Consider the following 26938-nt stretch of genomic DNA (forward strand, 5'->3'; position numbering starts at 1 on the left):
GCACGGCGGCGGCCCCGGGAACAGCTCCCGGGGCCGCCGCCGTACCCGGCCGTCAGTGCCCGTTGACGTCCACCACCTCGACGCCGCGGATGTTCCGCTCGATCTCCTCCGCCGGCAGCGCGATCGCCAGCGCCCAGTAGTAGACGACCAGCGAGAACACCACCACGACGGCAATGTCCCACCACAGCGGCAGGTTCCCCTGCGCGCCCGCGCCGAAGGTGCCCTGCCAGGAGACCACGCCCATGCCGAGCAGGTAGACCGGCAGCCACTGCCCGGCCCGGAAGTCCATCCGGGGCGCGTTCGGCATCCCCTTCGAGCGCGCGTACCAGGAGTACCCGCCGAGCAGCAGGTAGCCGATCACGATCGCCAGGCCGAGCCGCCACAGGGTGTCCCAGCCGGACCAGTAGATGACCAGGCTCGCCACCACGAAGGCCAGCGGCGAGACCACCGAGCCGCCGGGCAGGTGGTACGAGCGCTCCATCCCCGGCAGCCGCTTGCGCAGCACCCCGAAGGCCAGCGGGGCGCCCGCGTACATCAGCACCACCGCCGAGGTGATGAAGCCGACCAGCCGCTGCCAGCTCGGGAAGGGCAGGAAGCAGATCACCCCGGCCACCCAGGCGATCAGCAGGCCGAGCCAGGGCACCGCGCGCTTGTCGGTGGACTGCAGCGCCTGCGGGGCGTAGCCGTTGCGGCTCAGGCCGTAGGTGACCCGGGAGCTGGAGGTGATGTAGACCAGCCCGGTGCCGGCCGGTGAGACGACCGCGTCGATGAACAGCACGGTGGCCAGCCAGCCCAGGCCGATCAGGGTCGCCAGGCCGGCGAACGGTCCGCTGATCCCGGGGTAGTCGAGCGTGGTCCAGCCCTTGGCGAAGGTCTCCGGCGGCAGCGCGCCGATGAACACCACCTGGAGCATCACGTAGACGACCGTACCGATCACCACCGAGCCGAGCACGGCACGCGGGATGTCCCGGCGCGGGTTGCGGCTCTCGCCCGCCCACTGGATGGCCTGCTCGAAGCCGAGCAGCGCGAAGATCACCCCGCTGCTGCTGATCGCGGCGAGCACGCCCTTGGCCCCGTCCGGGGCGAAGCCGTGGATGGTGAAGTTGGAGCCGTGGAACTCGGTGAGGCCGAGCGTGACGATGGTCAGCACCGGGATGGCGACCTTCCACACGGTCGCCGCGCTGTTGGTGTGCGCGAGCAGCCGCACGCCGAGGAAGTTGACCGCGACGAAGACCCCGAGCAGCAGGGCCGCGACGACGAACCCCCAGCCGGTCAGCGTCAGGTCCTTGTTCAGCAGGCCGTCCGCCCAGCTCCAGTGCTGGGCGTAGTTGATCATCGCCTGCACCTCGATCGGCGCGATGGTCGCGGCCTGCAGCCAGGTGAACCAGCCGAAGGACATCCCGGCGAACCCGCCGAAGGCGTAGTGCGGGTAGCGCGCCGTGCCGCCCGCCACCGGGAACAGCCCGCCCAGTTCGGCGTGCACCAGCGCCAGCAGGATGATCGCCACCGCGCCGACGCCCCAGGACACCAGCGCCGCGGGCCCGGCCGCCACCGCCGCCTTCTGCGCCCCGAACAGCCAGCCGGAGCCGATGATCGCCCCGACCGAGGCCCAGAGCAGTCCGATGACGCCGACCTCGCGCCGCAGCGCGGTGTGCCCCGAGCCGGGCGGATTGGAGGAGGAATGGGCCATTGCTCGCACCTCTCATATATCGGGACAAATCCACCCCGACAGTGCCGCAGCCCCCACCCCTCCCCCACCGAAACGCGCGGCGCCCCGCACCCCCTCACCCGAACAGCCCGCCGGAGGCGGCGGCCGGGCGGCTCAGGACGGAACTTCGGCCGTCCTGCGGAACTCGCGGGTCCGGGCGGCGACGGCGTCGACGGAGAGCGCCCGGCCCGGCAGCCACTCCACGTAGACGCCCCACATGCTGCCGTCGGCCCAGGCGCAGACGGCGACGGGCTTGCCCAGGGTGTTCCCGAGGCCGCACTTCATGGCCCCGCCCCGCTCGCCGGGCTCGACGTCGCGCAGGCCCGTGAGGGTCACCTCCTCGGTGTCCTGGGCGGCGACGACGTCGTCGAGCTCCGAGGAGGGCAGGAAGATGTGCTTCTCGTAGACCATGACGACGGCCCCCCGACTGTCGGCGGGGTCCTGGTAGCCGGTGCTCGTGACACCGGAGTGCCCGCCCAGACTGGTGGACTGCTTGGCCTGGGAGACCTCCGGGCGCAGTCGCATCCCGTCGAAGGACTCCGGCGCGCGGTACCCGTACGCGCCGAGGGCGGCGAAGTTGTCCGCGAAGGCGACGCCGAAGACCGCGGCTCCGAGGACCGCGACACCGGTGACGCCCAGCCAGAACCTGCGGCGGGAACGCGGGAGCGGGCCGGCGGGGGCCTCGTCCACCACGGATTCGGCGTGGACGCCGTCCGGCACGGGCGCGGCGGGGACGGCGGGCGGGGCGGTATCGGCTTCATGCACGCGCAGATTGGAGCAGGTCCGGACCATCACGTGCAAGGACTTTCCGGGACGGCCCACCGGGCACAGTTCCCGTGGCGTTCACCCGCCGGGCACGTGGAACTCACCGAGGGCGGGCAGGCTCCCGGCAGGGCTGAAGTTGGCTATACAACTTCAGCCGACACGACAGCCGTAGTGCCGCCGAGGAGAAGACCGATGACCGAGCTGCCGCCGTACTGGCTGCGCGACAACTGCCCGTGCGCCGAGTGCCGGGACCCGCGCAACGGACAGAAGCTGTTCCAGATCCACGAGCTGCCGCCGGACCTGGCGGTCGCCGCGAGCACGGAGGCCGACGGGCACCTGGAGGTGCTCTGGTCGGACGGGCACCGGTCGCGGTACCCGCGGGAGCGGCTCGACGGGACGGACGAGGGCGACGGGCGCACCGAGTCGGGCAAGCGGCTCTGGACGGCGGCGGACTTCGCGCCCGGCCTCCCCGAGGCGTCGTGGGAGGCCTACCTGACCGACCCGGCCGAGCAGGCCGCAGTGCTGGCCGCCGTACGGGACAGCGGCTTCGCCGTGCTGCGCGGGGTGCCGACCGTCGAGCGGCAGGTGCTGCGGGTGGCGGAGAGCTTCGGGTACGTGCGGGTCACCAACTACGGGGAGCTGTTCGACGTCCGGGTCGAACCGTCTCCCAACAACCTCGCCTTCACCAGCGTCGCCATCGCCCCGCACACCGACAACCCGTACCGGGACCCGGTGCCGACCCTCCAGCTGCTGCACTGCCTGGAGAACTCGGCGACCGGCGGCGACTCCGGACTGGTGGACGGCTTCAAGGCCGCGGCGGTCCTCCGGGAGGAGGCGCCGGAGGCCTTCGAGGTCCTCACCCGCACGCCCGTCCCGTTCGTCTTCCGCGACCGCCGCACCGAGCTCCGGGCCGACCGCCCGCTGATCGACCTGGACCCGAAGGGGCGGATCCGCGAGGTCCGGTTCAACAACCGCTCGACCGGCACCCTGCGCGGATCGGGCCTGGACGCCTTCTACGCCGCCTACCGCCGCTTCGCCGAGATCACCCTGCGCCCCGAGCTCCAGCTCACCTTCCGCCTCGGCCCCGGCGACTGCCTGGTCTTCGACAACACCCGCCTGCTGCACGCCCGGACGGCCTTCCAGCAGGACGGCCACCGGCACCTCCAGGGCTGCTACGCCGACCTCGACTCGCTCTCCTCCACCCTCGCCGTGCTGCGCCGCCGCGCCGCCGCCCTGGACACGATCGCCGCACTGTTCGCCGGCGAGGGCGCCGCGGAGTACCTGGGCGAGGAGGTCACCATGGCCGAGCACATGCTCCAGGCCGCCGCTGCCGCCGAGGCGGCCGGGGCACCCGACCACCTGGTCGCCGCCGCGCTGCTGCACGACGTCGGCCACTTCCACGGGGCCCTGCACGGAACGGATCTGATGGAGGGTCAGGACAACCGCCACAGCGACTCCGGGGCCGACTGGCTGGCGGGCTGGTTCGGCCCGGAGGTCACCGAGCCGGTCCGGCTGCACGTGGCCGCCAAGCGCTACCTGTGCGCGGTCGAGCCCGGCTACCGGGAAAAGCTCTCCGCGGCCTCCGAGTACACCCTGACCGTCCAGGGCGGCCCGATGGACGAGCAGCAGGCCGCCGCCTTCGCCGAACTCCCGGGCGCGCGGGACGCGGTGGCGGTGCGGCGCTGGGACGAGCAGGCGAAGGAGGCCGGCGCCCCGACGCCCGGCTTCGCGCACTACCGCCCGCTGCTCGCCGCGCTCATGCGGTAGCTCAGTCCAGCTCCCGCGCGTGCCGCGAAAGCGCCGACGTGGCCAGGGAGTTGTGCACGCTGAACGCCACCGTCCCGGGCAGGTAGCGGTCCTGGGACCACTCCACCGGCGTGCCCGTCGGGTCGGTCGTGCGGCGCCGCTCGCGCAGCAGCGGACCGCCCCGGCGGCAGCCGAGCAGCCGGGCGTCCTCACCGTTGGCCGGGACGATGTCGATGGTGTGGTCGGCGTCGGTGAACAGGATGCCGTGCTCGCGCAGCACTTCGGTGTGCGAGACCACGTCCGGCGGCAGCTCGGCGACGATCTCGCCGACCCGCGGCGGGTAGACGGTGCGCTCGACCATCACCGGCGTGCCGGACAGCGTCCGCAGCCGGACGATGACGTACACCTCGGCGCCCTGCTCCAGGCGCAGTTGCTCGCGCTCGGCGGCGTCGGCCGGGCGGCGCACCAGCGAGTCGAGGATGCCGCCGGGCTCCTCGCCCATCGAGTACGCCCAGTGCGTGAAGCTGAGCAGTTCGGAGAAGCTCTGCACCCGGGCGCCGCCGAGGACCACCCGGCGGGTGCCGCGGCGGGAGGTGACCAGTCCGTCGGAGCGCAGCACCGCGAGCGCCTGGCGGACGGTGCCGCGGGAGACGCCGTACTGCTCGGCCAGCGCGCCCTCGGCGGGCAGCCGGCCGGCCTCGCCGTACGCGCCGGTGGTGATCGCCTCGCGCAGGTCGGCGGCCACCTTCCGGTACAGCGCGCCGGGGCGCTCCGCCGGGGGTTCCCCGGCCGCCGAGGGGGCTCCGGCCGCCGGGCTCCCGTCCGCGGCCGGGGGGCCCTCGGGGCGCTGGGGCTCAGTTGCCACGTCAGTCAATGTCCCTCCTGGGGCGGTGTCCTGCGCAGCCGTACCGGCGCGGACAGCCCGACCTTACTCCGCTGCGCCTTCGAAGCATCGCACCGAACGGATCACGCTCCGATGGCCGGATTCCACCGTTCCCGCACCCGACCCCGGCGCTGGGCCGTCCGTTCACCTTCCCGTCACCGGACTCCGGCGTACTTACTGCCGTCAGCGAAGTTGGCTAGTCAACTCGGACGACGTCGATCGATCGCTCACCCCGGTCGGCCCGCCGCCCTCCGCAAGGCCTCGCGAACCTTCGCAAGGCTTCACGAACCTTCGCAGGCCGTCCCAGGCCTTCGCGATCCTTCGCGAGACGCCAGCCCGCGGAACCCCCCGCGAGCGCCCTCGCAGTACGCCCCCTTAACAGGAGACTTCCCCGTGACCGTGCACCGCGCCCGCGCCGCCGCCTTCGCGGCCGTCCTGACCGCCGCCGCGCTCTCCCTCACCGCCTGCGGCTCCGCCGGTTCGAGCGCCAAGTCCGGCGACACCGCCCAGGGCGGCGCCAAGGACGCCAAGACGGCCACCTCCGCCGCCGACTTCGGCGGCATGGACGGCCTGATCGCCGCCGCCAAGAAGGAGGGCAAGCTGCACGTCATCACGCTGCCCCGGGACTGGGCGAACTACGGCAAGATCATCGACAGCTTCAAGGCCAAGTACGGCATCGAGGTCGAGGAGGAGAACCCGGACGGCTCCAGCCAGGACGAGATCAACGCGATCAACTCCCGCAAGGGCCAGGACCGCGCCCCCGACGTGGTCGACCTGGGCAGCGCCTTCGCCCTCCAGGCGGTCAAGGACGGCATCCTCGCCCCCTACAAGGTCGCCACCTTCGACAAGGTGCCGGACACCATGAAGGACGCGAACGGCGCCGCCGTCAACGACTACGGCGGCTACGTCTCCATCGGCTGCGACGCCAAGAAGATCGCCAACTGCCCGAAGACCTTCGCCGACCTGCTCAAGCCGGAGTACAAGGGCCAGGTCGCCCTCAACGGCAACCCGACCAAGTCCGGCTCCGCCTTCGGCGGCGTCTACGCGGCCGCGCTCGCCAACGGCGGTTCGCTGGACAACATCCAGCCCGGCATCGACTTCTTCGGCAAGCTGAAGCAGTCCGGCAACTTCAACCCGGTCGAGTCGACCCCGGCCACCGTCGAGAAGGGCGAGACCCCGATCTCGATCGACTGGTCCTACCTGAACGCGGGCTACACCGACGAGTTCAAGGACAAGGGCGTCGACTGGAAGGTCTCCATCCCGACCGACGGCTCCTACGCCCAGTTCTACAACCAGGCCGTCAACAAGTGGGCCCCGCACCCGGCGGCCGCCCGCCTGTGGCAGGAGTACCTGTTCAGCACCGAGGGCCAGAACCTCTTCCTCGGCGGCTACGCCACCCCGTCCACCTTCGAGGCCCTGAAGAAGGACGGCACCCTGGACGCCGCCGGCGCCGCCAAGCTGCCCGCCGTCGAGAAGCCGTTCACCACCTTCCCGACCGTCGACCAGATCAACGCGGCCAAGAAGGTCGTCACCGAGAACTGGACCAAGGCGATCGCGGGCTGACACCCAGGCCACGTACCGCACTTCGGGCTGAGAAAAGGCACTCATGACCACGGCTCCCACCCCGGTGCCGACCACCCCCGCCGCCACCTCCCCCGGTGGCGGCGCGGGGGCGTCCGCCACCGCCACGACCACCTCCCCCACCACCACCGCGCCCGGCCCGCGGCGCCGGCCGCTCGCCCGCCTCGGCGGCGCGTCCTGGCTGGCGGCCGTGCCGCTGCTGCTGTTCTTCCTGATCGGCTTCGGCCTTCCCGCCGTCGCCATCGTGATCGGCGCGTTCACCACCTCCAGCGACGCGGAGAGCGGCGCCGGGCAGTTCACCTTCGACAACCTGACGGCCTCCGTCCAGGGCGGCTACCAGACGGCCATGCTGAGCAGCCTCAAGCTCTCCGCGCTGACCGCGCTGCTCGCCACCGTCCTCGGCCTGCCGCTCGCCCAGGCCGTCGTCACCTCCCGGCGCGGCTGGCTGCGCCAGGCGGTGCTCACCGCCTCCGGCGTGCTCGCCAACTTCGGCGGCCTGCCGCTCGCCTTCGCGTTCGTCGCCACCCTCGGCAACGCCGGCGAGATCACCAAGCTGCTGCACCTCACCGACCACGGCTGGTCGCTGTACTCGTTCACCGGCCTGACCGTCGTCTACCTGTACTTCCTCGTCCCGCTGATGGTGCTCACCATCACCCCGGCCCTGGACGGCCTGCGGACCCAGTGGCGCGAGGCGGCCCAGAACAACCGGGCCACCACCGTCCAGTACTGGCTCCACGTCGCCCTGCCGATCCTGCTGCCCTCCCTGCTCGGCGGCTTCGTGCTGCTCTTCGGCAGCGCCTTCGCCGCCTACGCGACGGCCGCCGCCATGGTCGGCGCGACCGTCCCGCTGGTCAGCCGCTCGATCGCGGACGCGCTCTCCGGCAACGTGCTGGTCGGCCAGGGCAACCTCGCCCTCGCCCTCAGCCTCAACATGATCTTCGTGGCCGTCCTGGTGATGGCCGTGTACCTCCCCCTCCAGCGCCGGAGCGCCCGATGGCTCAGCTGACCACCCCCGCCCGCCCCGGCCGACGCACCGTCCGCTGGTGGCGCGGAGCCGTGCTGCTGCTCGCCGGCGTCTACTTCGTCGTCCCGCTCGCGGCCTCCTTCTGGTTCTCGATCGACGACCCCCAGGGCATCTCCTTCGCGGCCTACACCGGGCTGCTCTCCGCCCCCGGCTTCCTGGACAGCCTCTGGCTGACCCTCGGCCTCGCCGTCGTCACCGTCGTGGTGCTGCTGCTCCTGCTCGTCCCGGCGCTGATCTCCGTGCGGCTCGGCTCGCCGAAGCTGCGCCCGGTGCTCGACGTGCTCTGCACCCTGCCGCTGGTCGTCCCGCCGGTCGCGCTGACCGCCGGCTTGATCGGCGTGCTCCGCTGGGGCCCGGACTACCTGATGGACACCCCGTTCTTCCAGACCTTCGTGTTCATCCAGGACCCGGACTTCCCGCTGGTGCTGGTCATCGCCTACGTGCTGATGGCCCTGCCGCTCGCCTACCGCGCCCTGGACGCCGGCCTGCGCTCGATGGACGTGCGCACCCTGGTCGAGGCCGCCCGCAACTGCGGCGCGAGCTGGCCGCGCGCGGTGTTCACCGTCGTCCTGCCCAACCTGCGCGGGGCGCTGCTGAACGCCTCCTTCCTCACCCTGGCCCTGGTGCTCGGCGAGTTCACCACCGCCTCGATCCTCGGCTTCCAGCCCTTCCCGGTCTGGATCTACTCGGTCGGCAACAGCCAGGCCCACATGTCGGTCGCGGTCTCCATCCTGAGCCTGCTGCTCACCTGGCTGCTGCTGCTCCTGCTGGCCACCGCCGGGCGCGAGCGCCGCGCCAAGACCGCCACCTCCTGAAACCCCCCGGAGTCACCAGTCATGACCACGGCCACCGCCATCGCCGCCGACGCCCCGCTCGCCTCCGGCAGCGCCACCGTCGAATTCCGTTCCCTGCGCCGCGCGTTCGGCGCCACCACCGCCCTCGACGGCCTGGACCTGACCGTCCGCCCGGGCGAGCTGCTCGCCCTGCTCGGCCCGTCCGGCTGCGGCAAGACCACCGCGCTGCGCATCCTGGCCGGCTTCGAGCAGCACGACTCCGGCGAGGTGCTGGTCGACGGCCAGGACATCACCGCGATCCCCGCGCACAAGCGCGACGCGGGCATGGTGTTCCAGTCCTACAGCCTCTTCCCGCACCTGACCGCGCTGGACAACGTCGCCTTCGGGCTGCGGATGCGCGGCACCGGCAAGGCCGAGCGCCGCAAGCGGGCCCTGGAGCTGCTGGAGCTGGTCGGCCTGCCGCACCGCGCCGACCACTACCCGCACCAGATGTCCGGCGGCCAGCAGCAGCGCATCGCGCTCGCCCGCGCGCTCGCCCTCCAGCCGCGCGTCCTGCTGCTGGACGAGCCGCTGTCCGCGCTGGACGCCAAGGTCCGCCTCCAGCTGCGCGAGGAGATCCGCCGCCTCCAGCAGGAGCTGGGCATCACCACCCTGTTCGTCACCCACGACCAGGAGGAGGCGCTGTCGATGGCCGACCGGGTCGCGGTGCTGCGGGCCGGACGGCTCGAGCAGTGCGCCGCCCCGTCCGAGCTGTACGGCCGGCCGGCCACCGCCTTCGTCGCCGAGTTCGTCGGCACCATGAGCCGCATCCCGTGCACCCGTACCTCGGACGGCGTCGAGGTGCTCGGCCGCCGGCACGCGGTGGACGGCGAGGTCCCGGCCGACGGCGAGCTCCAGGTGCTGGTCCGCCCGGAGAACGTCGCCCTGACCCCGGCCGAGGACGGCCCCGCGCTGGTGGTCACCGCCTCCTTCCTGGGCGCCGTCACCCGGCTCACCGTCCGCCTGGACGACGGCACCGAGGTCAAGGCCGACCTGCCCACCGAGGCCGCCGCCGCGCTGCCGGCCGGCGCCCGGGCCGCGCTCACCCTGCCGGAGCGCCCGGTGCTGGTGGACCGCCGCGCCGCCTGAGAGCCTCGTACCTCCCCGCTCCGCCCGACGACGTACCGGCGGAGCACCGAAGAAGCGCCGACGAAGCGCCGGAGAACCACCGAAGGTACCGCCATGCCTGACACCGCCATGCCCGCGTCCAACGCGCTGCCCGCCGCCGTCCTGTTCGACATGGACGGCACCCTGGTCGACACCGAGCAGCTGTGGTGGCAGACCGCCGCCGAAATCGCCGAGGAACTGCGCCACCCGCTCACCGACCAGGACGCCCCCGAGGTGCTCGGCCAGGCCGTCGAGCACACCGCCGCCCACCTGCACGCGGTCAGCGGCACCGCCCTGAGCGAGGCCGAACTCGCCGCCCGGCTCGGCGAGTCCTTCGCCGCCAAGGTCGCCGCCGAGACGGTGCCGCGCCCCGGCGCGCTCGCCCTGCTGGCCGCGCTGCGCGACGCGGGGGTGCCGACCGCGCTGGTCTCCGCCTCCCCGCGCCGGGTGGTGGACCTGGTGCTGTCCGCCATCGGCCGGGACTGGTTCGCCGTCACCCTGGCCGCCGAGGACACCCCGCGCACCAAGCCCGCGCCCGACCCGTACCTCGCCGCCGCCGAACGGCTCGGCCTGGACCCGGCCGACTGCCTCGCCGTCGAGGACACCCCGACCGGGGTCGCCTCCGCCACCGCGGCCGGCTGCGCCGTGCTCGCCGTGCCGTCCACCCCGGTGCCGATGCCGCGGGGCGAGCGGATCACCCTGCTCGCCAGCCTGGAGCAGGCCGACCTCGCCCTGCTCGGGAAGCTCGCCGGCGCCGGCGCGGTTCGACCCTGACATGCCCTATCTCCTGCTCGCCCTGGCCATCATCAGCGAGGTCTGCGCCACCAGCTGCCTCAAGCTCACCGAGGGGTTCACCCGGCTCTGGCCGAGCCTCGGCGTCGGTGTCGGCTACGTGCTCTCCTTCCTGCTGCTCGGCCGCGCGCTCAAGCACATACCGGTCTCGGTCGCCTACGCGGTCTGGTCCGGGGCCGGCACCGCGGCGGTCGCCGGGATCGGGGTGGTCGCCTTCGGCGAGTCGCTCGGGCGGCTCCAGTGGCTGGGGATCGCGCTGGTGATCGTCGGGGTGGTCGTGCTCAACCTCAGGGGCGGGCACTCCTGACGCCGCTTCCAAAGCTCTTTCTGACGTTCCGTCAACTCTGAATTCGCTGGTCAACTCCCCTGCCAGGGCGGGAAGTCGGACGTGCCGACGACCCGCCCCGGACGCTTCGCTACGGTGTCCCCCATGACGGACCCCCGCCCACACCACTACCGCTTCGTCCACCGCGAGCTGGCCCGCCAAGTGCTGGAGTTCGGCCCGCGCGTGGCCACCCCGACCCCGGACGGCGGCAGCCTGCTGCCCGTCGTCACCCAGATCTGGGACGACCTCGGCAGCACCCTGCCGCCCGAGGACCGCCTGCCCGACCACGGCCTCGACTGCCGCCACCTGTCGGTCGACGGCCACCACATGCTGCTGGTCACCCTGCCCGCCCCGGTCGGCGCCACCGAGGCCCACTTCGTCGCCGCCGTCCAGCCGGGCGGCGCCAGGACCGTCCGCTACGTGACCCTGGAGCACGCGTTCAGCCCCTTCGACGGCAGCCCCGGCACCGTCCTCGGCGAGTGGACCGCCGAGAGCCACCTCAACCACGGCCCGGGGCCCTCCCCCGTCGCCGAGCTGTTCGTCACGGCCGTGGTGCGGCTCGTCACCCCGAAGAAGCGCGGCTTCTGGCGCCGCTGAGACCGACCGTACGTATACGCCTCGAAGCTGGGCCGCCGACGTCAAGAAGGCGTCGACGGCCCGTAAAGGTCCCGTAACGACCGCCTCCGGTTCCGACCGTGACGATCTCTCCCCGGTCGGCTGGAGCTATGCTCGCCCGGTCCGACAATCGACGCATCGGGGGGCGAAAGTGTCCGACTTCAAAGTCAGTACCGAATTCCTCGCAAAACTGGCCCAAGACCTCAAAGGCTGTGCCGACGAACTCGACCAGGGCCTCAAGGCCTTCGAGGCGGCCGGCCACACCGGCACCGGCTTCGACTTCCTGGACGAGGCCTGCGGGCACTTCAAGGACAAGTGGCAGTTCGGCCTGAAGAAGGTCCGCGAGTGCGTCAAGGCCCTGGACGAGGGCCTTGAGCAGGTGCAGAAGAACTACGACGGCACCGAGCAGAGCATCGTCAAAGTCCTCGCCCCGGCGGGGCAGTCGTGAGCGCCCCCACGCCGGCGCCCGACTGGTCCGGCCTCGGCTTCAACCCCACGCCCGGCGACTCCGCCGCCGTCACCGCGCTCAGCACCAGCCTGCGCCGGGTCGGCCAGCACCTGAGCGGTGTGCACACCACGCTCTCCCAGATCTCCAACAACGAGGGCCAGTGGACGGGTGAGGCCGCCAAGAAGTTCTCCGAGCAGTTCGGCAAGCTCCCCGGCTACCTCCAGGACGCCGCCGACTCGATCACCTCGGCCTACACGGCGCTCGACGTCTGGTACAAGGCGCTGACCGAACACCAGCCCAAGGCCGCCGAGTTGGCCGCCTCCGCGGTCGCCGCCAAGAAGAAGAAGGAGGAGGCGGACAAGGCCCACAGCGCCGCGGCCGCCGCCCCCGACCTCCAACTGGCCGGCCGCTCCTACCCCGACGACGCCAGCCTCGCCGCCGCGGAGCAGCGCTACAACACGGCGAAGAACCACCTGGACTCCGCCGCCGGTCTGCTCACCAGCGCCTCCAACGAGCTGGCCGGCCTCCAGAAGCAGGCCCACGAGCTCGCCGGGACCCACAAGTCGGACGCCCAGAAGACGGCCGAGGCCGTCCGCAAGGCCGCCGACAGCAAGGCCCCGCCGGAGCCGGGCATGCTCAGCAAGATCGGCGACTGGTTCAGCAAGCACGGCGGGGACCTGCTGACGGTGGCCTCCGGCATCTGCGGCGTCGCGGCCATCTTCTGCCCCGCGTTCGCCCTGCCCGCCATCCTGCTGAGCGTCGGCGCGGCGGGCCTGCACGCCAAGCAGTACGGCATCAAGGGCCTGATGCCGACCAGCTGGGACAACCTCGGCAACGACCTCACCCTGGCCGGCGACCTCCTCGGGGCCCTGCCCGGAGGCGCCCTCCTCAAGGGCGGGGTCACCGCGTTCCGGGGCGCCCGCGCCGCCGAGGGCGGGGCCAAGGCCGTGAGCGCCGGCGCCAAGGAGATCCGCGTCGCCGCCCGGGCGATGGACCCGGCCAGCCCGATCTTCACCACCGCGATCGAGAAGCCCGCCATGAAGCTCGGGCTCTCCAAGGCCGCCGCGATGAACGTCTCCGACGGCGTGCAGGCGGCCAGCGGGGTCGCGCTGACGGCCCCCACCGCGGCCGGCCTCTTCACCGACAGCCCGAGCCCGGGGCTGGGCGCCGCGATCAACTACACCACCGGCGGCGGCACCGCGCTCAACGGCGCCGGCGGCGCCATCGGCGGCAGCGGCAAGGGCCGGATCCTGCCCGCCCTGCTCGGCGGCGGCAGCGCGATCGTCACCGGTGTCTGGGGAGTGGGACATGACTGATACGACCATGCCGTCCGTCTGGCTCTCCCTGCCCGAGGGGTTCACGGACATCGACCTGGCCGAGGACCCGGGCGACCGGATGAGCCGGATCGTGGACGGGCTCGACGGGCTCACCGACGCCGGTCCGGAGCAGAAGCTCGGCATCGCCGTCTCCGCCGAGCTCGCCCTCCAGGCACAGCTGCGCGAGGGTGCGGTGCACGTCTCCAACTGCCTGGTGCAGACCGAGGAGGGCGAGATCGTCCAGGGCGTGTTCAGCCTGTACCTGCGCGAGCAGGAGCAGGGCGCCCCGGGCGGCTACCCCCAGCGCGTCGCCCGGGAGCTCGCGACCGCCTGGCCGGACGCCGACATCGAGGTCCTCGACTTCCCGCTCGGCCGGGCCGCCGTGACCGTCCGCGACCTGGCCGTGCCCGTGTCCGGGACGGCCTACGGCCTGCCGGGGTCGGGCGTCACCACCGTCCGCCAGCTGGAGGCCCTGTTCGCGCACCCGTGGAGCCCCCACGTGCTCGCCGTCGTCTTCTCCACCCAGCACCTGGACTACTGGGACGGCTGGTCGGTCCTGGTGGGCGCCGCCATCAGCGGGATCTCCTTCTACCCCCCGCTGAACGAGACGTCGAACGCCCTGCCGCCCGAGCGGCAGGACAACATCCGGAAGGCCTTCGGGTGACGATCACCCAGCCCGACCAGGGCACCACCCGGAGCGGGCCCCGCCGACTCGGCGGGGCCCTGGCCCTCGTCGCCGTCACCACGGCGGTGCTCGTCGGCGTCATCGCGCTGGACGTCTACGTCAACTCGTTCCTCGCCGCGGTGGTGGGGCTCGCCTACCCGCTGATCGTGCTGTACGCGTTCGCCGTGCGCCGCGACGCCGACAGCAACCCCCGGTTCCAGAAGAACATGGTCGCCTGGGGCCTGGGCATCTCCGTCGTCGGCTTCGTCGCCTACCTGGCCGGTACCGAGGCCTGGGCGAACCTGATCCTGGGTTCGGGGCGGACCGTGCAGGCCGTGGTCGTCGACGAGAAGGTCACCGACGCGCTCCACGGCACCGGGCGGGCGTACAGCCTGGCCTCCACGGAGCTGAACGACGACGTGCCGGGCGGCCCGCTCACGGAGAGCTCCCCCCGGTTCAAGCGCGGCCAGGTGATCACCGTCCGGATGGACCCGGCCGGGCGGGTCGCCCCCAAGCTCCCCGGCGAGGCCGACTCCTCCGCCTACCTGCTGGCGTTCCTCGGCTGCAACGTCCTGATCGACGGCACCGTGCTCTGGTCGGTGCGCCGGCCGAAGGAGTCGTCCGCCTGAGCCGGCCGGTCGCCTGAGCCCACCGTTCCGCCCCGGGCCGCCGCCCGGGGCGGAACGCCGCATCAGCCCAGCAGCGCGGGCAGTTCGGCGATCGAGCCGAGGACGTGGGTGGCGCCGTCGGCCCGCAGCCGGGCCTCGTCGTGGGCGCCGGTGAGGACGCCCGCGACGACCGGGGCGCCGGCCCGGGTGCCGGTCAGCATGTCGTAGCCGGTGTCGCCGGCGACGGCGATCTGGCGGACCGAGTCGGTGCCGGTGCGCAGCAGGGCGGTGAGCGCGAGGTCGGGGTACGGGCGGCCGCGGCCGGCCTCGGCGGGGCAGAGGGTCAGGTCGGCGACGGACCGCCAGCCGAGGGCGTCCAGGATGCGGTCCTGGGTGGCCCGGGAGAAGCCGGTGGTGAGGACCACCTTGCGGCCCTGGCCGCGCAGTTCGGCGATGGCCTCGGCGGCGCCGGGCAGGGCGGCGCAGTGCCCGGCGTCGACCAGGTCGTGGTAGGCGGCCTCGAAGGCGGTGTTGGCCCGCTGGGCCTTCTCCTCCGCGCCGAACAGGTGCCGGAAGACGGAGATCTTGGACTCGCCCATGGTGGCCCGGACGTGGGCCAGCATCGGGTCGAACTCCGGGCTGCCGGCCTCGACGCCGAGCGCCGCGGCGGCCGCGGTGAAGGCCTGCTCGACGAGGCCGTCGTCGGCCACGGTGGTGCCGGCCATGTCGAGCACGACCAGGCGGATGTCGGCGGTCACAGCGGTATCGGTCACAGCGGTGTTGCTCACAGCGGTGTTGCTCACAGCGGCGCTCCTTACAGGTTGGCGAGGTCGGCGGTGGTCTCGGCGATGGCGGGCGAGCAGGTCATGCCGCGGCCGCCGGGGCCGGTGACCAGCCAGACGCCGTCGCGCACGCGCTCGCGGTGGACGACCCGGGTGGTGTCGACGCACTGCGCGTACACCCCGGCCCAGCGGCGGCGGATCCGCGGCATCGGGCGGCCGAGCAGGTCCTCGACGACGCCGACCAGGTGGTCGTACGGGTCCTCGACGACGTCGAAGCCGAACGGCTGGTCGTACTCGTGGGTGTCGCCGATGGTCAGGCCGCCGTCGCGGCGCTGGACCATCAGCAGCTGCATCCGGTGCTCGGCGGCGACGGGCGGCTGCGGCTGGGTCTCGCGCAGCCGGTCCAGGGCGGTGCCGGCGAAGGCGGGGTAGTAGCGGAAGCTGTCGCCGTCGGCGACGGAGGTGGTGAGGGTCTCGCCGAGCGGGTCGGTCTGCATCATCTGGAGCCGCACCCGGCGGACCGGCAGGGCGGGGGCGAGTTCGCGGACCAGGCCGCCGAGCCAGGCGCCGGTGCAGAGGACGACCAGGTCGCCGGTGTGGACGTCGCCGTGGTCGTCGCGGACGGCGTTCTCGCCGACCACCTCGCGCACCTCGCGCCCGGGCAGGAAGGTGTACCGGCCGGTGGCCTCCAGGGCGGCGCGCAGCGCGGGCTGGGCGGTGCGGGGTTCGACGGCGGCGTCGCGCCCGCACCACAGGGCGCCGAGCAGCTTGCCGCGCAGGGCCGGGTTGGCGGCGCGGGTCTCGTCCGGGTCGAGCAGCCGGTAGCCGCGGGCGGCGGCGTCCGGCAGGGCCAGGGCCTGTTCGGCGACGGCGAGTTCGGCCTCGGTGCGGATCGCGGTGAGCGATCCGTTGGCCCGGAAGCCGAGGTCCGGGACGCGGGCGCCGATGGACTCCCACAGTTCGCGGGCGCGCAGCGCGGTGTCCAGTTCCTCGCCCTGCGCGCGGCCGCTGACCCAGACCAGGCCGAAGTTGCGCACCGAGGCGCCGCGCGCCTCGGTCTCGCGCTCCAGGTGGACGACCTCGTGGCCGCGTTCGACGGCCTGCCAGGCGTGCATGCTGCCCAGGACGCCTGCTCCTACGACGATGACTCTCATGCGTCCAGGCTGGTGCGCCCGGGTGTCCGAGGGGCGTCGGGACGCCGTCCCGCAGATGAACCACCTGGGAAGTTGTACAGACAACCCGTCGGCCACCCCGAGGCCGCCGCGGCGGCTACGACCGCACCACCCGGGCCCGCAGGTAGTTGCGCCGCCCGAAGTTCGGCTCGTCCACCGCCGTCAGCTCCTCCACCTGGAACCGGTACAGCGCCGCCGCCCCGCCCCCGGTCAGGAACTGCCGCCGGACCTCCTCGTCCCGTGCGAAGACCGGGTAGCGCCCCTGGTAGGCGGCCAGCGCCGCCTCGGCCTGCCGCCCCCAGGCCTCGCTCGCGCTGCCGGTCAGCTGGAGGCCGCGCAGCTGCTCGCCGAAGACCGGCGGCGGCAGGAAGACGGTGGCGGCGGCCCGGGCCTCCTCGGCCAGGTGGTGGCTGTGCCGGGTGGAGCGCTCGCTGACGAAGTAGAGGACGAGGTCGTCGTCGTACGCGAAGAAGGCCAGGTTGGCGTGCGGGCCGTGCTCGTGGCCCGCGGTGGCGAGGGTGAGCACCATGGCCTCGGCCAACAGCCCCTCGACGCCCTTGTGCAGCAGGTCGCCCGGCCAGTCCCCCTGCGTGATGTCGAGTCGGTACGGCATTCGGCACTCCCTCCGCTGGCACGCCCGGCGCCCGCGCGCCCGAGCACGACTGAGCCGGGCGGGCGCCCCCCGAAGGAGGCTCCACGCCCGGCTCACATGCTCCACCCGCCGTCCGAGACCGGACAAGGGGCAGGGGCGGAAGTCCGGCTCAGCGCTGCCGGGACTCGTACGACGCGTACCCGCGGGCCACGACCGGCGGCTGCCCCGGTCCGAGCAGCGGCCGCAGCGCGCCCGCCCGCATCCGGTCCACCAGCGGACCGCAGCGCCCGGCGAGCGGCGCCAGCACCGCCGCGGCCAGCAGCCCGACCAGCGCGCCCACCGCCACGTCGTGCGGGTAGTGCACGCCGACCCAGACCCGGGAGGCGGCCATCAGCACCGCGAACAGGCCGGCCACCAGGCCGAGCCGCCGGTTGACGAACCAGAGCGCGGTCGCGGCGGCGAAGGCGATCACCGAGTGGTTGCTCGGGAAGGACCAGTCCCCGGTGCCCGGGCAGGTCTCCAGCGAGACGCTGCCGGGGATCTGAGCGCACGGCCGGAGTTCCTCGACCGCGCCCTTGAACACCGAGTTGACGCCGTAGGCGACGACCACGATCACCGGCGAGGCGAGCACCCTGGCCATCACGGCCGAGTCCGCGCCGCGCGCCCGCCACCAGGCGTAGAGCATGAAGACCGCGAACAGCCCGAGGCCGAGCGCCGACCAGACCTTGATCAGCTCGTCCAGCCAGTGCGGCGCCGACTGCGCCCAGCCGTTGACCCGGGTGTACAGGCCGCCGTCGATTCCGCTGCCGTCGTACACGGCGAGCGCCCTGGAGGGCGTCACATGTCACCTCCGTGACGTCGCGCCTTACGGGCGCGGAACAGTTCGAGAACAATAGGGAGCACGGAGACAACTACTACCAGACCGATGATCGGCAGCAGGTACTGGTCGATGCCGGGGATGGACGAGCCCAGCCCGTACCCGGCGAACACCACACCGACCGTCCAGACCACGCCTCCGGCCACCTGCCACAGGGTGAACGAGCGGACCGGCACGTCGAGCACGCCGCAGAGCGGATTCAGCACCGTTCGGACCACCGGGATGAACCGGGCGAGCACGATCGCCTTGCCGTGGCCGTACTTGGCGAGCAGCTCCTCGGCCCGCGCCACGCCCTCCAGCAGGCTCTTGCGCCTGGTCCGGCCGAGCAGCGCCCGGCCGCCGCGCCGGCCGATCAGGTAGCCGACCTGGGCGCCGACGAGCGCGCCGACCAGGGCGGCGGGCAGCACCTGCCACAGGTGCAGCTGCGGGCCCTTGGTGGCGCCGGGCACGCAGAGCAGCCCGGCGGTGAACAGCAGCGAGTCGCCGGGCAGGAAGAAGCCCACCAGCAGCCCGGTCTCGGCGAACAGCACGACGGCGATGCCGAGCGCGCCGAAGGCGGCGAGCAGTGAGGACGCGTCCAGCGGGTTCACCGCGAGGTGAACGGCCGGATCGGCGAGGAACTGGAGCAAGGCCGACGGACCTCCCGTACGTTGGAGGGCGGTTCGCACCGAACCCGCCCGGACCGTCTACAGTTGCGTAGACGGTCTACACGACTGTAGACGATACTTGGAGGAAGCGCCGCCATGCCCGACGTACCGTCCGCCCGCCGGCCCGCCGGGGAGCTGGAGGCCGAGGTGCTGGCCGCCCTCTGGTCCGCCCGGCAGCCGATGACGCCGCAGGACGTCCAGGCCGCGCTCGGCGGGGACCTCGCCCGCACCACCATCGCGACGATCCTGGCCCGGCTGTTCGACAAGGGGACGGTCGAGCGCACCCGGGCCGGCCGCGCCTACGCCTACACCCCGACCGTCCAGGACACCGCCGGGCTCGCCGCCCGCCGGATGCACACCGAGCTCGGCCGCGAGACCGACCGCTCCACCGTGCTGGCCCGCTTCGTCTCCGACCTCTCCGCCGAGGACGAGCAGCTGCTGCGCGACCTCCTCGGCGACGGCAACCCCGGGGCTCAGACACCGGGAACGGCGGGCCGATGATGCTCGCCGTCTGGGTCCCCCTGCTGCTGCCCTTCCTGGCCGCCCCGCTGGCCCGCCGCCTCGCCGATGCGCTGCCGCCGCGGGCCGCCGCCTGGATGCTGGCCGGCAGCGCGGCCGTCCTGGCCGGCGGCACCCTCTGCTCGCTCGGCCTGCTGGCCGCCGCCGGACTGCTCCAGCTCCCGCCGGTCGCCGCCCTCGGCCACCTCTCGCTGCCCTGGCTCACCGCGGCCGCGCCCGACGCGCCGTTCCCGGCCGCGCTGGCCGCCCTGGCCCTCCTCGCGCTCGGCGCCCTAGCGGTGCGCACCGCCCGCCGACGGCTGCGGGAGCTGCGCGCCGCCCGGGCCGCGCTCCCGGCCGACGCGCACCGCGCGGAGCCCGCCGACGGCCCCCGTCCGGACCGTGGACCTTCCCCCGCCCAGCATCCGGACACGCGCCCCCCGCGCGCCTCCGTGCGCTGGTCACGCCCCCCGGCATGGCCGGCCGCGCTCCTCCGGCCCGCCGCCCTGCTGCGGCCCGCCGACCACCCGCTCACCGTCCTGGACGACGAGTGCGCCGACGCCTTCGCCCTGCCCGGCCGCCTGGGCCGCCCCGGCCGACCGGGCGAGCCCGGCCGGATCGTGGTCACCTCCGGCATGCTGCGCGCCCTCAGCGGCCCCGAGCGCTCCGCCCTGCTCGCCCACGAACGGGCCCACCTGACCGCCCGCCACCACCTCTTCCTCGCCCTCGCCGAGCACGCCGCCGACGTCCACCCGGCACTCCGCCCGCTGCGCGCACCCCTCGGCTACCACCTGGAGCGCTGGGCCGACGAGGTGGCCGCCGCCCGGGTCGGCGACCGCGCCGTCACCGCCCGCGCGGTCGGCCGGGCCGCCCTGGCCGCGAGCCGCTCCCCCTGGCCGGCCCGCCCCCGGCTGGTCGCCGCCGCCCACTCCGGCCCGGTCCCGCGCCGGGTCGCCGCACTGCTCCAGCCCCGCCCGGCCACCGCCCCCGGCACCTGGCTGCGGGCCGCCGCCGTGGCCCTGGCCGCCTGCCTGGCGCTGAGCACCGGCGCCGCCCTGGAGGCCGGCGCCGACCTGCACCACACCGTGGAGGCGGCCCAGCAGGGCTCCGGCGCGCAGCGCTGACCCCGTCCGGCCGTCAGGCGGTACGGCGGTACGGAACGCGGGCCCGCGTTCCGTACCGCCCGGTATGCCGACTTGCCCGACCCCGTCCCCAGCGGCCCACCGCCCCCGTACGCTTTCGTCAGCGCGTCGGCCCCGACGCGTCCTCGAACGGCGGCGAGGAGCGAAGCGAGTGCGGCAGACCGGACGGCAGTCCCGACGACCCGAGCGCCGCACCCCGCCGACCGCGTCGGAGCTGGCCAAGGTCCACGACCGCACCCTCGCCGACGCCGCCGCCCGGGAACTGGCCGTTCCCGCCCTCACCGAGGAGACCGGCGGCCCCGGCCTGCTCGAACCCCGCCCCGAGATCGGCGACTCCTGGGCCCGGCTGCGCCGCCTCGGCCTCGACCCCGACACCGGCGCCGCCGCCGTCCTGCTGGGCCCCGGCGAAATCGAACAGCGCCGCCGCACCAGCGGACTCGACGCCGTCCTGCCGGTGCTGCGCGAGACCCTGCTGGAGGTGGGCGGAGCGGCCCCGCTGCTGCTGGCCGTCGCCGACGCCGAGGGCCACGTGCTCTGGCAGGAGGGCGAGCGCGGCCTGCGCCGCAGCGCCGACCGGATCGGCTTCATCACCGGCGCCCGCTGGATCGAGGAGAGCGTCGGCACCAACGGCATCGCGGTCGCGCTGCGCGCCCGGCGCCCGATGCACGTCCACTCCGCCGAGCACTACCTGCGCAGCCACCACGCCTGGACCTGCGTGGCCGCGCCGGTGCGCGACCCCGGGACCGGACGGCTGGTCGGCGCCATCAACCTGAGCGGCCCGGCGCACAGCGTCCGCCCGTTCCTGATCCAGCTCACCGCCACCGCCGCCCGGCTCGCCGAGGCCGAGCTGCGCGCCCACCGGCTGGAGGCGCTGCACCAGCTGCGCGCCCTGGCCGCCCCGCTGCTCGCCCGGGTCGGCGGCCCGGCGCTGGTGGTCGACGCGGCCGGCTGGACCGCCGCCGCCGCCGGACTGCCGCCGCCCAGCCGGCTGCGGGTGCCCAGCGAGGGCTGGACCCCGGCCACCGTGCACTGGGTGCCCGGCCTCGGCGAGTGCGCGCTGGAGCCGCTCGCCGACGGCTGGCTGGTGCGCCCGGTCCGGCCGCCCGAGGAGGACGGCTCCGGCACGGTGACCGCCGAACAGGCCGAGGGCGCCCACCTGCGGCTCGACCTGCGCCGCCCGGACCGCCCCGAGCTGTCCGTCCGGGGCGCGGCCGACAGCTGGTCGCACCCGCTCAGCCCGCGCCACGCCGAACTGCTGCTCCTGCTCGCCACCGGACGCGAGGGCAGCACCGCCGCCCAGCTCGCCGAGGCGCTGTTCGGCGACGCGGGCCGGACGGTGACGGTCCGCGCCGAGCTGTCCCGGCTGCGCCGCTACCTGGGCGGGCTGCTGGCCCACCGGCCGTACCGGATCGCCGAGTCGGTGCTGGTCAGCGTGGACGGGCCGGACGACCCGTACGACCTGCTTCCCGCCTCCTCGGCCCCGGCCGTCCGGCGGCTGCGGGCCGCGCTGGCGGCGGGGACGGCCTGGTTGCCCGGCGCGCCGCCCCTCGCGCCGCCGTGCGCCGCCGTGCCGCCGGAGCGCCGCTGACGGTCTGTCCCGGCTTCCGGGGGCGGAGCCTCAGCCCTCGGCGAGCAGCGCGGCCAGTTCGGCGTCGGTGGGGCCGCAGTGGCGCTCCTGGTGCTCGGAGACCAGCGCGTAGGTGCGGTCCAGCCAGGCCTGCACCCGGGGCTTGGAGGCCTCCAGCAGCGCGCTGCCGTGCGGGGATTCGAGCGCCAGGTGCAGCGTCGAGCCGTGGCACGGGCAGTACGCCGGCCACAGTTTGACGTCGCCCTGCCCGCTCAGCGCGCGCAGGCCGTCGCGCAGCAGTTCGCGCGAGAACACCCAGTCCGCCTCGTCCGGCCGCCCCAGGTGGAAGGTCAGCAGCACCTCGTACGGGCGCGCGGCGGTGAACCGGAACCGGGTGCGCACCTCGCCGACCACCTCCTCGCCCAGCGAGATCCGCAGGATCAGCACCTCCTCCACCGCCGCCGGAGCGGCGGTGGAGACCTCCCCATCGCCGCCCGTGGGGGTGGCGGCGAGGGGTGCACTGGAGGCTGCGGACAGCGGGTCGGACGGCATGACGGTCTCTCCGGGACGGCGTGGGATGCCCTCAGCCTGCGTCACGCCCGGTACGGCGGGCAAGGGTTGCAAGGGGGTTGCAATAACCCCCGGCCGGGCCTTCCTTCCCCTGCCGACGCTTATCAGACGGAGCGTCAACTTCCGTGTGGCGCACGGATGTCCGCGAAGTGGAGGGGGTGCGACCGGGCCGCGGCCGCCCGCTGGTACGCTCTCCCCTCTCCCCACGCGGGCCCGCGTGGAACCGGCCCTCCGCGGCCGGAGCCGGGCCCGGCGGCGGCGCGTGGGAGAATACGGCGACGCGACGGCGGCTTCGGGGAGGGAGGGGTCCGGTGGCTGTGCGCGAGGACACCGCGCGGGACGTGCAGCACGAGCCCGCACGGCAGGGCCGGCACGGGCGGCCGCGCCCGTTCGGCGGCCTGTTCCGGCTGCCCACCCTGCGCTTCTCCGGCGCCGCGATGGCGATGTCCACCGTGGTCGGCATCAGCATCGCGACCACCCTGCTGCTCAACGAACAGCAGGGGATCGGCCGCCGGGCCGGCGTCGCCCGGGTCGGCAGCACCCCGCCGCCCACGCCGGGCGCCACCGAGGAGGCCGAGGCGGTCTCGGCGCAGACCCCGACCGACGGCCCGTCGTCCTCCCCCGCCGCGAACCGGCCCTCGACGCACCCGTCCACGCACCGCTCGGTGGACCCCCCGGTCGCCGCCTCCCCGCCCGCGCCCCGCGCGACGGTCCCGGGCGCACCCCAGACCGGCGGCCAGGCCTCGGCCGGGCAGGACGCACCCGCCTCAGGCACCCAGCTCGCGGGCACCGAGGCCGGGCTGCTCGGCGCCACGGCCCCGGCCGGCCCCTCGCCCTCCCCTTCCGTCTCCGTCCCGGCCCCGGGCGCCAAGCAGCCCGGCTTCGGCCCGCCCACCCCCGGCCGCCCGGCGCCGCCGCCCGCCCTGCCCGTCCCCGACACCGACGGCGCGGCGGACACCGGCGACACCCCGGACACCGACGGCACCGATGGCACCGACGACAGCGCGGACACCGACCACGCGCTGACCGGCGCCGCCCGGGTCTCCCCGCTGGGCCGCGACGGCCTGCGCCACCAGCTCACCCTCGCGGCCACCGAGCCGGTCACCGCGTTCCAGGCCGAGTTCCGGCTCGTCCCGGGCGAGTCGGCCCCCGGCCCCGGCTCCGCCTGGACCGACCTGCCGGGCGCCGTGGTGACCGTCCAGCAGGAGCGCGGCACCCTCGTCTACCGCTTCACCACGCCGCCCGGCACCGACGTCCGGCCCGGCCGCTACACCTTCGGCGTCCGCGGCGCCCGTCCGGCGGCCGACCCGTCCGCCGTGGTGCGCAAGTCGGCCCCGACGGAGAGCTGGAGCGTCTCCGCCTTCGCCCTCGACCGCCCCCGCGCGGTCGCGGCGCTCGGCTCCTTCGGCCCGCCGCCGCCGCCGTCCGCCGAGCCGTACGCGCCCGGCACCCCGGCCGCCACGCCGCTCGCCGCACCGGCGTCCACCCCGGCCGCGACCCCGACCGCCGCGGCCCGCTGAACCGCCGACGGCCCGCAGCGGACGATCGTCCGACGATCCGACAGCCGGGCCCGCCGGACGGGCGCATCCCCGCACCCTCGTTCGTTACTGTGGGCAGCACCCGGCCCGGCGCCCCCAACGGCCCCGGCCGGGCCGCCGTTCCGCACCCGAGGAGGAGTCCGTGCCCACCGTCCTGACCCAAGGCGGCAACGCACCGCTGACCGCCGCGCGAGTGACCGTCGAGGTCACCGCGCCCAAGGCGCTGGACGTCTCCGGCCTGCTGCTGACCGATGCCGGAAAGGTCCGCTCGGACGACGACTTCGTCTTCTTCAACGCCCCGAACGGCCCCGGCGTCAGCCACCGCCCGGCCTCCGCCGGCACCCCCGACGCGATCACCGTCGACACCCGGGCCGTCCCGGCCGGGATCACCAAGATCGTGGTCACCGCGAGCCCCGCCGACCAGGTCTCCACCTTCGCCGGGACGGAGCCCACCGCCACCGTCCGCGACGCCGACACCGGCGAGGTGCTGGTCACCTTCACCCCGCCCCGGCTGGGCCTGGAGACCGCGCTCATCGTGGTCGAGGTCTACCAGCGGGGCGGCGCCTGGAAGGTGCGCGCGGTCGGCCAGGGCTACGCCGACGGCCTCGCGGGCATCGCCACCGACTTCGGCGTCACCGTCGACGACTCCCCGGCCCCCGCGCCCGCCGCCCCGGTGGCAGCGGCCGCACCGCCGGCCCCGATGGACCGGACCATCCAGCTCCCGGCCCCGCCGGCCGCCCCGCCCGTGCCGCCCGCACCGGCGGCCTCCCCGATCGACCCGCGGATCGCCCTCGCCACCGGCCAGACCGCCGTCCCTGCCCCGCCCGCGGCTCCCCCGGCGCCCGCCGCGCCCCCGGCCCCGGCCGCCCCCGGCAAGGTCACCCTGGACAAGGGCCGGGTCAACCTGGTCAAGGGCAGCTCGGTCTCCCTGGTCAAGAACGGCCGCCCCTTCCTCTCCTCCGTCCGGATGGCCCTCGGCTGGAAGTCCGCCGCCCGCGGCCGCGACATCGACCTGGACGCCTCCTGCCTCGCCTTCGACGCCCGCCACAAGCGGCTGGAGACGGCCTGGTTCATGAAGCTGAGCATCTTCAACGGCGCGATCTCCCACTCCGGCGACAACCTGGTCGGCGGCGAGGGCGGCGACGACGAGGCGATCACCGTCCACCTGGAGGGCCTGCCGGCCGAGGTCCACGCGCTGGTCTTCGTCGTGAACTCCTTCTCCGGCCAGAGGTTCACCGAGGTGCGCGACGCCTACTGCCGCCTGCTGGACGCCCGGACGGAGGAGGAGCTGGTCCGCTTCGACCTCACCAACTCCGAGCCCCACACCGGTGTGATGATGTGCAAGCTGGTCCGCCGCCCGGGCGGCGAGTGGGAGATGACGGCGCTCGGCGAGTACGTCGACGGCAAGACCGCGCGGGCGATGATCGAGCCCGCCGCCGCGACGCTCTGACACCCGGCGTCACCGTCCTGCCCGTGGTTTCACCCTCCCGAGGCATCAAGTCGTCCACAGAGCGACTCGATTGACTCTCAGGAGGGTGAAACCGCACTCTCCCCCTATCCCCAGGAGGAGAGCCGTGCCACGCTTCCTGTCCCGCCTCGCCGTCGCCGGCACCGCCACCGTGCTCGCCGCCGGGCTGATCACCCCGACCACCTCCCAGGCCGCCGCCCGGCCGGGCACCCGCGCCGGCGCACTGAGCTGGACGGCCCTCGGCGACTCCTACACCGCCGGGGTCATCGAGGCCACCGGCGACGAGACCGCGCCCCGCGACGGCTGCGCCCGGACCGTCGACTCCTACCCCGAGATCATCCGCCGCGACCTCGGCTCCCTGGCCGACCTGCGAAACGTCAGCTGCAGCGGCGCCACCACCGACGGCGTCGACGTGACCGCGCAGGCCCCGCTCGGCCGCCCGCTCCCGCCGCTCGGCACCGACCCGAACGGCCCCTACCCGCCCGTCCCGCCGCAGATCGACGCCGTCGACCCGGCCACCGGCCTGGTCACCGTCGGGATCGGCGGCAACGACCTCGGCTTCGCCGAGATCCTCAAGAGCTGCATCGAACTCGGCGCCGTCCAGCTCGGCCGGGGCACGCCCTGCAAGGACAAGTTCGACGCGGGCCTGCCCGACCGCTTCGCCCGGCTGCGCAACGGCTACGACCGGATGCTGACCGCGCTGCACGCCAAGGCCCCGTCCGCCAGGATCCTCACCGTCGGCTACCCGCACCTCGTCCCCGAGAACGCCGGGCTCTGCCAGTTCGGCAACCTCCTGCAGTTCGGCACCTTCACCGGCGGCGACCTCGTCTGGGCCCGTACCGCGATCGTGGAACCGCTCAACGCGCTCGTCGCCCGGAGCACCGCCGCCCACGGCGACACCTTCGTGGACCTCTACCCCGCCAGCGCCGGCCACAGCGTCTGCGACGCCGACCACTGGCTGGACGGCGTGCTGACCAGCGTCCTCCCCCTCGAGTACGCCGTGGTGCACCCCAACGCCACCGGCCAGGCGCACACCGCCGCCCTGGTCGAGAAGGCCGTCCTCGGCGGTTGACCGGCCGCTCCGACCGAAAACCGCTGGCCCGCCCACCCCTCGAGCATCATCCTGGTCCGATGCCCCTGCCCACGCCCGCGCCCGTGCCCGTGCCCGCTCCCATCCGCATCCGCGAAGCCGTCCCCGAGGACTGGCCGGACATCTGGCCGTTCTTCCACACCGTCGTCGCCGCCGGCGAGACCTTCCCCTACCCCCTGGACATGTCCTCCGAGCTGGGCCGGGAGTGGTGGATGCTCGCCGCCCCGAACCGCACGGTGGTCGCGGTGGACGGGGACGGGCGGATCCTCGGCACCGCCACCATGAACCGCAACCGCCCCGGCAACGGCTCGCACGTGGCTAGCGCCAGCTACCTGGTCGACCCGGCCCACCACGGCCGGGGGATCGGGCGGGCCCTGGTCGAGTACACCCTCGACTGGGCCCGCCGCTCCGGCTTCCGCGCCATGCAGTTCAACGCCGTGGTCGCCAACAACCACCACGCCGTGCGGCTCTACGAGTCGCTCGGCTTCGAGGTCGTCGGCACCGTCCCCGAGGCCTTCGACCACCCCGTGGACGGCTACGTCGGCCTGCACGTCATGTACCGGAAGCTGTAAAGCCGTTA

Annotated in this window: 28 protein-coding genes; 19 read left to right on the forward strand and 9 right to left on the reverse strand. The window is 74.2% G+C overall.

The window, feature by feature from the left end; genetic code table 11:
- Nucleotides 1-52: 52 nt before the first annotated feature.
- On the reverse strand, nt 53-1690 hold the full coding sequence (locus tag AMK13_RS07845) for an APC family permease (protein WP_074001645.1): 1638 nt from the start codon (nt 1688-1690) through the stop codon (nt 53-55).
- 132 nt (nt 1691-1822) lie between these two features.
- Nucleotides 1823-2473 carry a hypothetical protein gene (locus AMK13_RS07850; RefSeq protein WP_143204500.1) on the reverse strand — a complete coding sequence of 217 codons (651 nt, stop codon included), beginning with the start codon at nt 2471-2473 and terminating at the stop codon, nt 1823-1825.
- 192 nt (nt 2474-2665) lie between these two features.
- Between AMK13_RS07850 and tmpA the strand changes: the two genes are divergently transcribed.
- A complete protein-coding gene (gene tmpA / locus AMK13_RS07855) occupies nt 2666-4240 on the forward strand; it encodes a 2-trimethylaminoethylphosphonate dioxygenase (RefSeq protein WP_074001647.1) in 1575 nt (524 codons plus the stop codon).
- Between the two features lies 1 nt (nt 4241).
- On the opposite strand, the gene AMK13_RS07860 is transcribed toward tmpA, so the two are convergent.
- Complete coding sequence (locus tag AMK13_RS07860; protein ID WP_234348617.1) at nt 4242-5084, reverse strand: GntR family transcriptional regulator; 843 nt, start codon at nt 5082-5084, stop codon at nt 4242-4244.
- Between the two features lie 411 nt (nt 5085-5495).
- Here AMK13_RS07860 and AMK13_RS07865 point away from each other — a divergent pair, with 411 nt between their 5' ends.
- The 11 genes from AMK13_RS07865 (at nt 5496) to AMK13_RS07915 (ending at nt 14436) form a co-directional block, all read left to right on the forward strand.
- Complete coding sequence (locus AMK13_RS07865) at nt 5496-6665, forward strand: ABC transporter substrate-binding protein (RefSeq protein ID WP_074001648.1); 1170 nt, start codon at nt 5496-5498, stop codon at nt 6663-6665.
- Nucleotides 6666-6708: 43 nt separating this feature from the next.
- Nucleotides 6709-7689 carry an ABC transporter permease gene (locus AMK13_RS07870; protein ID WP_074001649.1) on the forward strand — a complete coding sequence of 327 codons (981 nt, stop codon included), beginning with the start codon at nt 6709-6711 and terminating at the stop codon, nt 7687-7689.
- Entirely contained in the window at nt 7677-8522 is an 846-nt protein-coding gene (locus AMK13_RS07875) for an ABC transporter permease (RefSeq protein ID WP_049654281.1), read from the forward strand. The genes AMK13_RS07870 and AMK13_RS07875 overlap by 13 nt, the downstream gene beginning before the upstream one ends.
- 21 nt (nt 8523-8543) lie before the next feature.
- On the forward strand, nt 8544-9629 hold the full coding sequence (locus tag AMK13_RS07880; protein ID WP_074001650.1) for an ABC transporter ATP-binding protein: 1086 nt from the start codon (nt 8544-8546) through the stop codon (nt 9627-9629).
- Between the two features lie 93 nt (nt 9630-9722).
- Nucleotides 9723-10421 carry an HAD family hydrolase gene (locus tag AMK13_RS07885; RefSeq protein ID WP_241852793.1) on the forward strand — a complete coding sequence of 233 codons (699 nt, stop codon included), beginning with the start codon at nt 9723-9725 and terminating at the stop codon, nt 10419-10421.
- Between the two features lies 1 nt (nt 10422).
- Nucleotides 10423-10746, forward strand: a complete 324-nt coding sequence (locus AMK13_RS07890) for a DMT family transporter (RefSeq protein ID WP_049654278.1) — start codon at nt 10423-10425, stop codon at nt 10744-10746.
- A gap of 123 nt (nt 10747-10869) precedes the next feature.
- Nucleotides 10870-11361, forward strand: coding sequence for a hypothetical protein (locus tag AMK13_RS07895; RefSeq protein ID WP_074001651.1), 492 nt, complete (start codon nt 10870-10872; stop codon nt 11359-11361).
- A 169-nt stretch (nt 11362-11530) separates the two neighbouring features.
- Nucleotides 11531-11827 (forward strand): hypothetical protein, encoded by a 297-nt coding sequence (locus AMK13_RS07900; RefSeq protein WP_049654274.1) that lies wholly within the window; start codon nt 11531-11533, stop codon nt 11825-11827.
- Nucleotides 11824-13143: a putative T7SS-secreted protein gene (locus AMK13_RS07905; protein WP_074001652.1), complete on the forward strand. Its 1320-nt coding sequence runs from the start codon at nt 11824-11826 to the stop codon at nt 13141-13143. The genes AMK13_RS07900 and AMK13_RS07905 overlap by 4 nt, the downstream gene beginning before the upstream one ends.
- Nucleotides 13136-13807, forward strand: coding sequence for a hypothetical protein (locus AMK13_RS07910; protein WP_143204501.1), 672 nt, complete (start codon nt 13136-13138; stop codon nt 13805-13807). The genes AMK13_RS07905 and AMK13_RS07910 overlap by 8 nt, the downstream gene beginning before the upstream one ends.
- Nucleotides 13804-14436: a hypothetical protein gene (locus AMK13_RS07915; protein WP_074001653.1), complete on the forward strand. Its 633-nt coding sequence runs from the start codon at nt 13804-13806 to the stop codon at nt 14434-14436. Before AMK13_RS07910 ends, AMK13_RS07915 begins: the two co-directional genes overlap by 4 nt.
- 62 nt (nt 14437-14498) lie before the next feature.
- On the opposite strand, the gene AMK13_RS07920 is transcribed toward AMK13_RS07915, so the two are convergent.
- From AMK13_RS07920 to AMK13_RS07940, 5 genes are all read right to left on the reverse strand, one after another.
- The gene (locus AMK13_RS07920; protein ID WP_274538672.1) at nt 14499-15218 is read right to left on the reverse strand and encodes a phosphonatase-like hydrolase; all 720 of its coding nucleotides are present in this window, start codon (nt 15216-15218) and stop codon (nt 14499-14501) included.
- A gap of 11 nt (nt 15219-15229) precedes the next feature.
- Nucleotides 15230-16351, reverse strand: coding sequence for a TIGR03364 family FAD-dependent oxidoreductase (locus AMK13_RS07925; protein ID WP_049654265.1), 1122 nt, complete (start codon nt 16349-16351; stop codon nt 15230-15232).
- A gap of 115 nt (nt 16352-16466) precedes the next feature.
- Entirely contained in the window at nt 16467-16982 is a 516-nt protein-coding gene (locus AMK13_RS07930; protein WP_049654261.1) for a pyridoxamine 5'-phosphate oxidase family protein, read from the reverse strand.
- A gap of 148 nt (nt 16983-17130) precedes the next feature.
- Nucleotides 17131-17802 (reverse strand): phosphatase PAP2 family protein, encoded by a 672-nt coding sequence (locus tag AMK13_RS07935; RefSeq protein WP_074001654.1) that lies wholly within the window; start codon nt 17800-17802, stop codon nt 17131-17133.
- Nucleotides 17799-18467, reverse strand: coding sequence for a DedA family protein (locus AMK13_RS07940; protein ID WP_049654256.1), 669 nt, complete (start codon nt 18465-18467; stop codon nt 17799-17801). The genes AMK13_RS07935 and AMK13_RS07940 overlap by 4 nt, the downstream gene beginning before the upstream one ends.
- Nucleotides 18468-18581: 114 nt before the next feature.
- On the opposite strand from AMK13_RS07940, the gene AMK13_RS07945 reads away from it, so the two are divergent.
- The 3 genes from AMK13_RS07945 (at nt 18582) to AMK13_RS07955 (ending at nt 21713) form a co-directional block, all read left to right on the forward strand.
- A complete protein-coding gene (locus tag AMK13_RS07945) occupies nt 18582-18986 on the forward strand; it encodes a BlaI/MecI/CopY family transcriptional regulator (RefSeq protein WP_049654255.1) in 405 nt (134 codons plus the stop codon).
- Nucleotides 18983-20107, forward strand: coding sequence for a M56 family metallopeptidase (locus tag AMK13_RS07950; protein WP_074001655.1), 1125 nt, complete (start codon nt 18983-18985; stop codon nt 20105-20107). Before AMK13_RS07945 ends, AMK13_RS07950 begins: the two co-directional genes overlap by 4 nt.
- A 169-nt stretch (nt 20108-20276) precedes the next feature.
- Nucleotides 20277-21713: a helix-turn-helix domain-containing protein gene (locus AMK13_RS07955; RefSeq protein WP_074001656.1), complete on the forward strand. Its 1437-nt coding sequence runs from the start codon at nt 20277-20279 to the stop codon at nt 21711-21713.
- Nucleotides 21714-21743: 30 nt separating this feature from the next.
- Here AMK13_RS07955 and AMK13_RS07960 read toward each other — a convergent pair whose 3' ends face one another.
- Complete coding sequence (locus AMK13_RS07960; RefSeq protein WP_074001657.1) at nt 21744-22244, reverse strand: SsgA family sporulation/cell division regulator; 501 nt, start codon at nt 22242-22244, stop codon at nt 21744-21746.
- A 329-nt stretch (nt 22245-22573) separates the two neighbouring features.
- Here AMK13_RS07960 and AMK13_RS07965 point away from each other — a divergent pair, with 329 nt between their 5' ends.
- From AMK13_RS07965 to AMK13_RS07980, 4 genes are all read left to right on the forward strand, one after another.
- Nucleotides 22574-23782 carry a hypothetical protein gene (locus AMK13_RS07965; protein ID WP_143204502.1) on the forward strand — a complete coding sequence of 403 codons (1209 nt, stop codon included), beginning with the start codon at nt 22574-22576 and terminating at the stop codon, nt 23780-23782.
- Between the two features lie 172 nt (nt 23783-23954).
- The gene (locus tag AMK13_RS07970) at nt 23955-25250 is read left to right on the forward strand and encodes a TerD family protein (RefSeq protein WP_074002111.1); all 1296 of its coding nucleotides are present in this window, start codon (nt 23955-23957) and stop codon (nt 25248-25250) included.
- A 124-nt stretch (nt 25251-25374) separates the two neighbouring features.
- Nucleotides 25375-26340, forward strand: coding sequence for an SGNH/GDSL hydrolase family protein (locus AMK13_RS07975; protein WP_049654985.1), 966 nt, complete (start codon nt 25375-25377; stop codon nt 26338-26340).
- Between the two features lie 101 nt (nt 26341-26441).
- The gene (locus tag AMK13_RS07980; RefSeq protein ID WP_074002112.1) at nt 26442-26930 is read left to right on the forward strand and encodes a GNAT family N-acetyltransferase; all 489 of its coding nucleotides are present in this window, start codon (nt 26442-26444) and stop codon (nt 26928-26930) included.
- Nucleotides 26931-26938 lie beyond the last annotated feature (8 nt).

This window comes from Streptomyces sp. CB02056 (genome assembly GCF_001905545.1).
Classification (GTDB): domain Bacteria; phylum Actinomycetota; class Actinomycetes; order Streptomycetales; family Streptomycetaceae; genus Kitasatospora.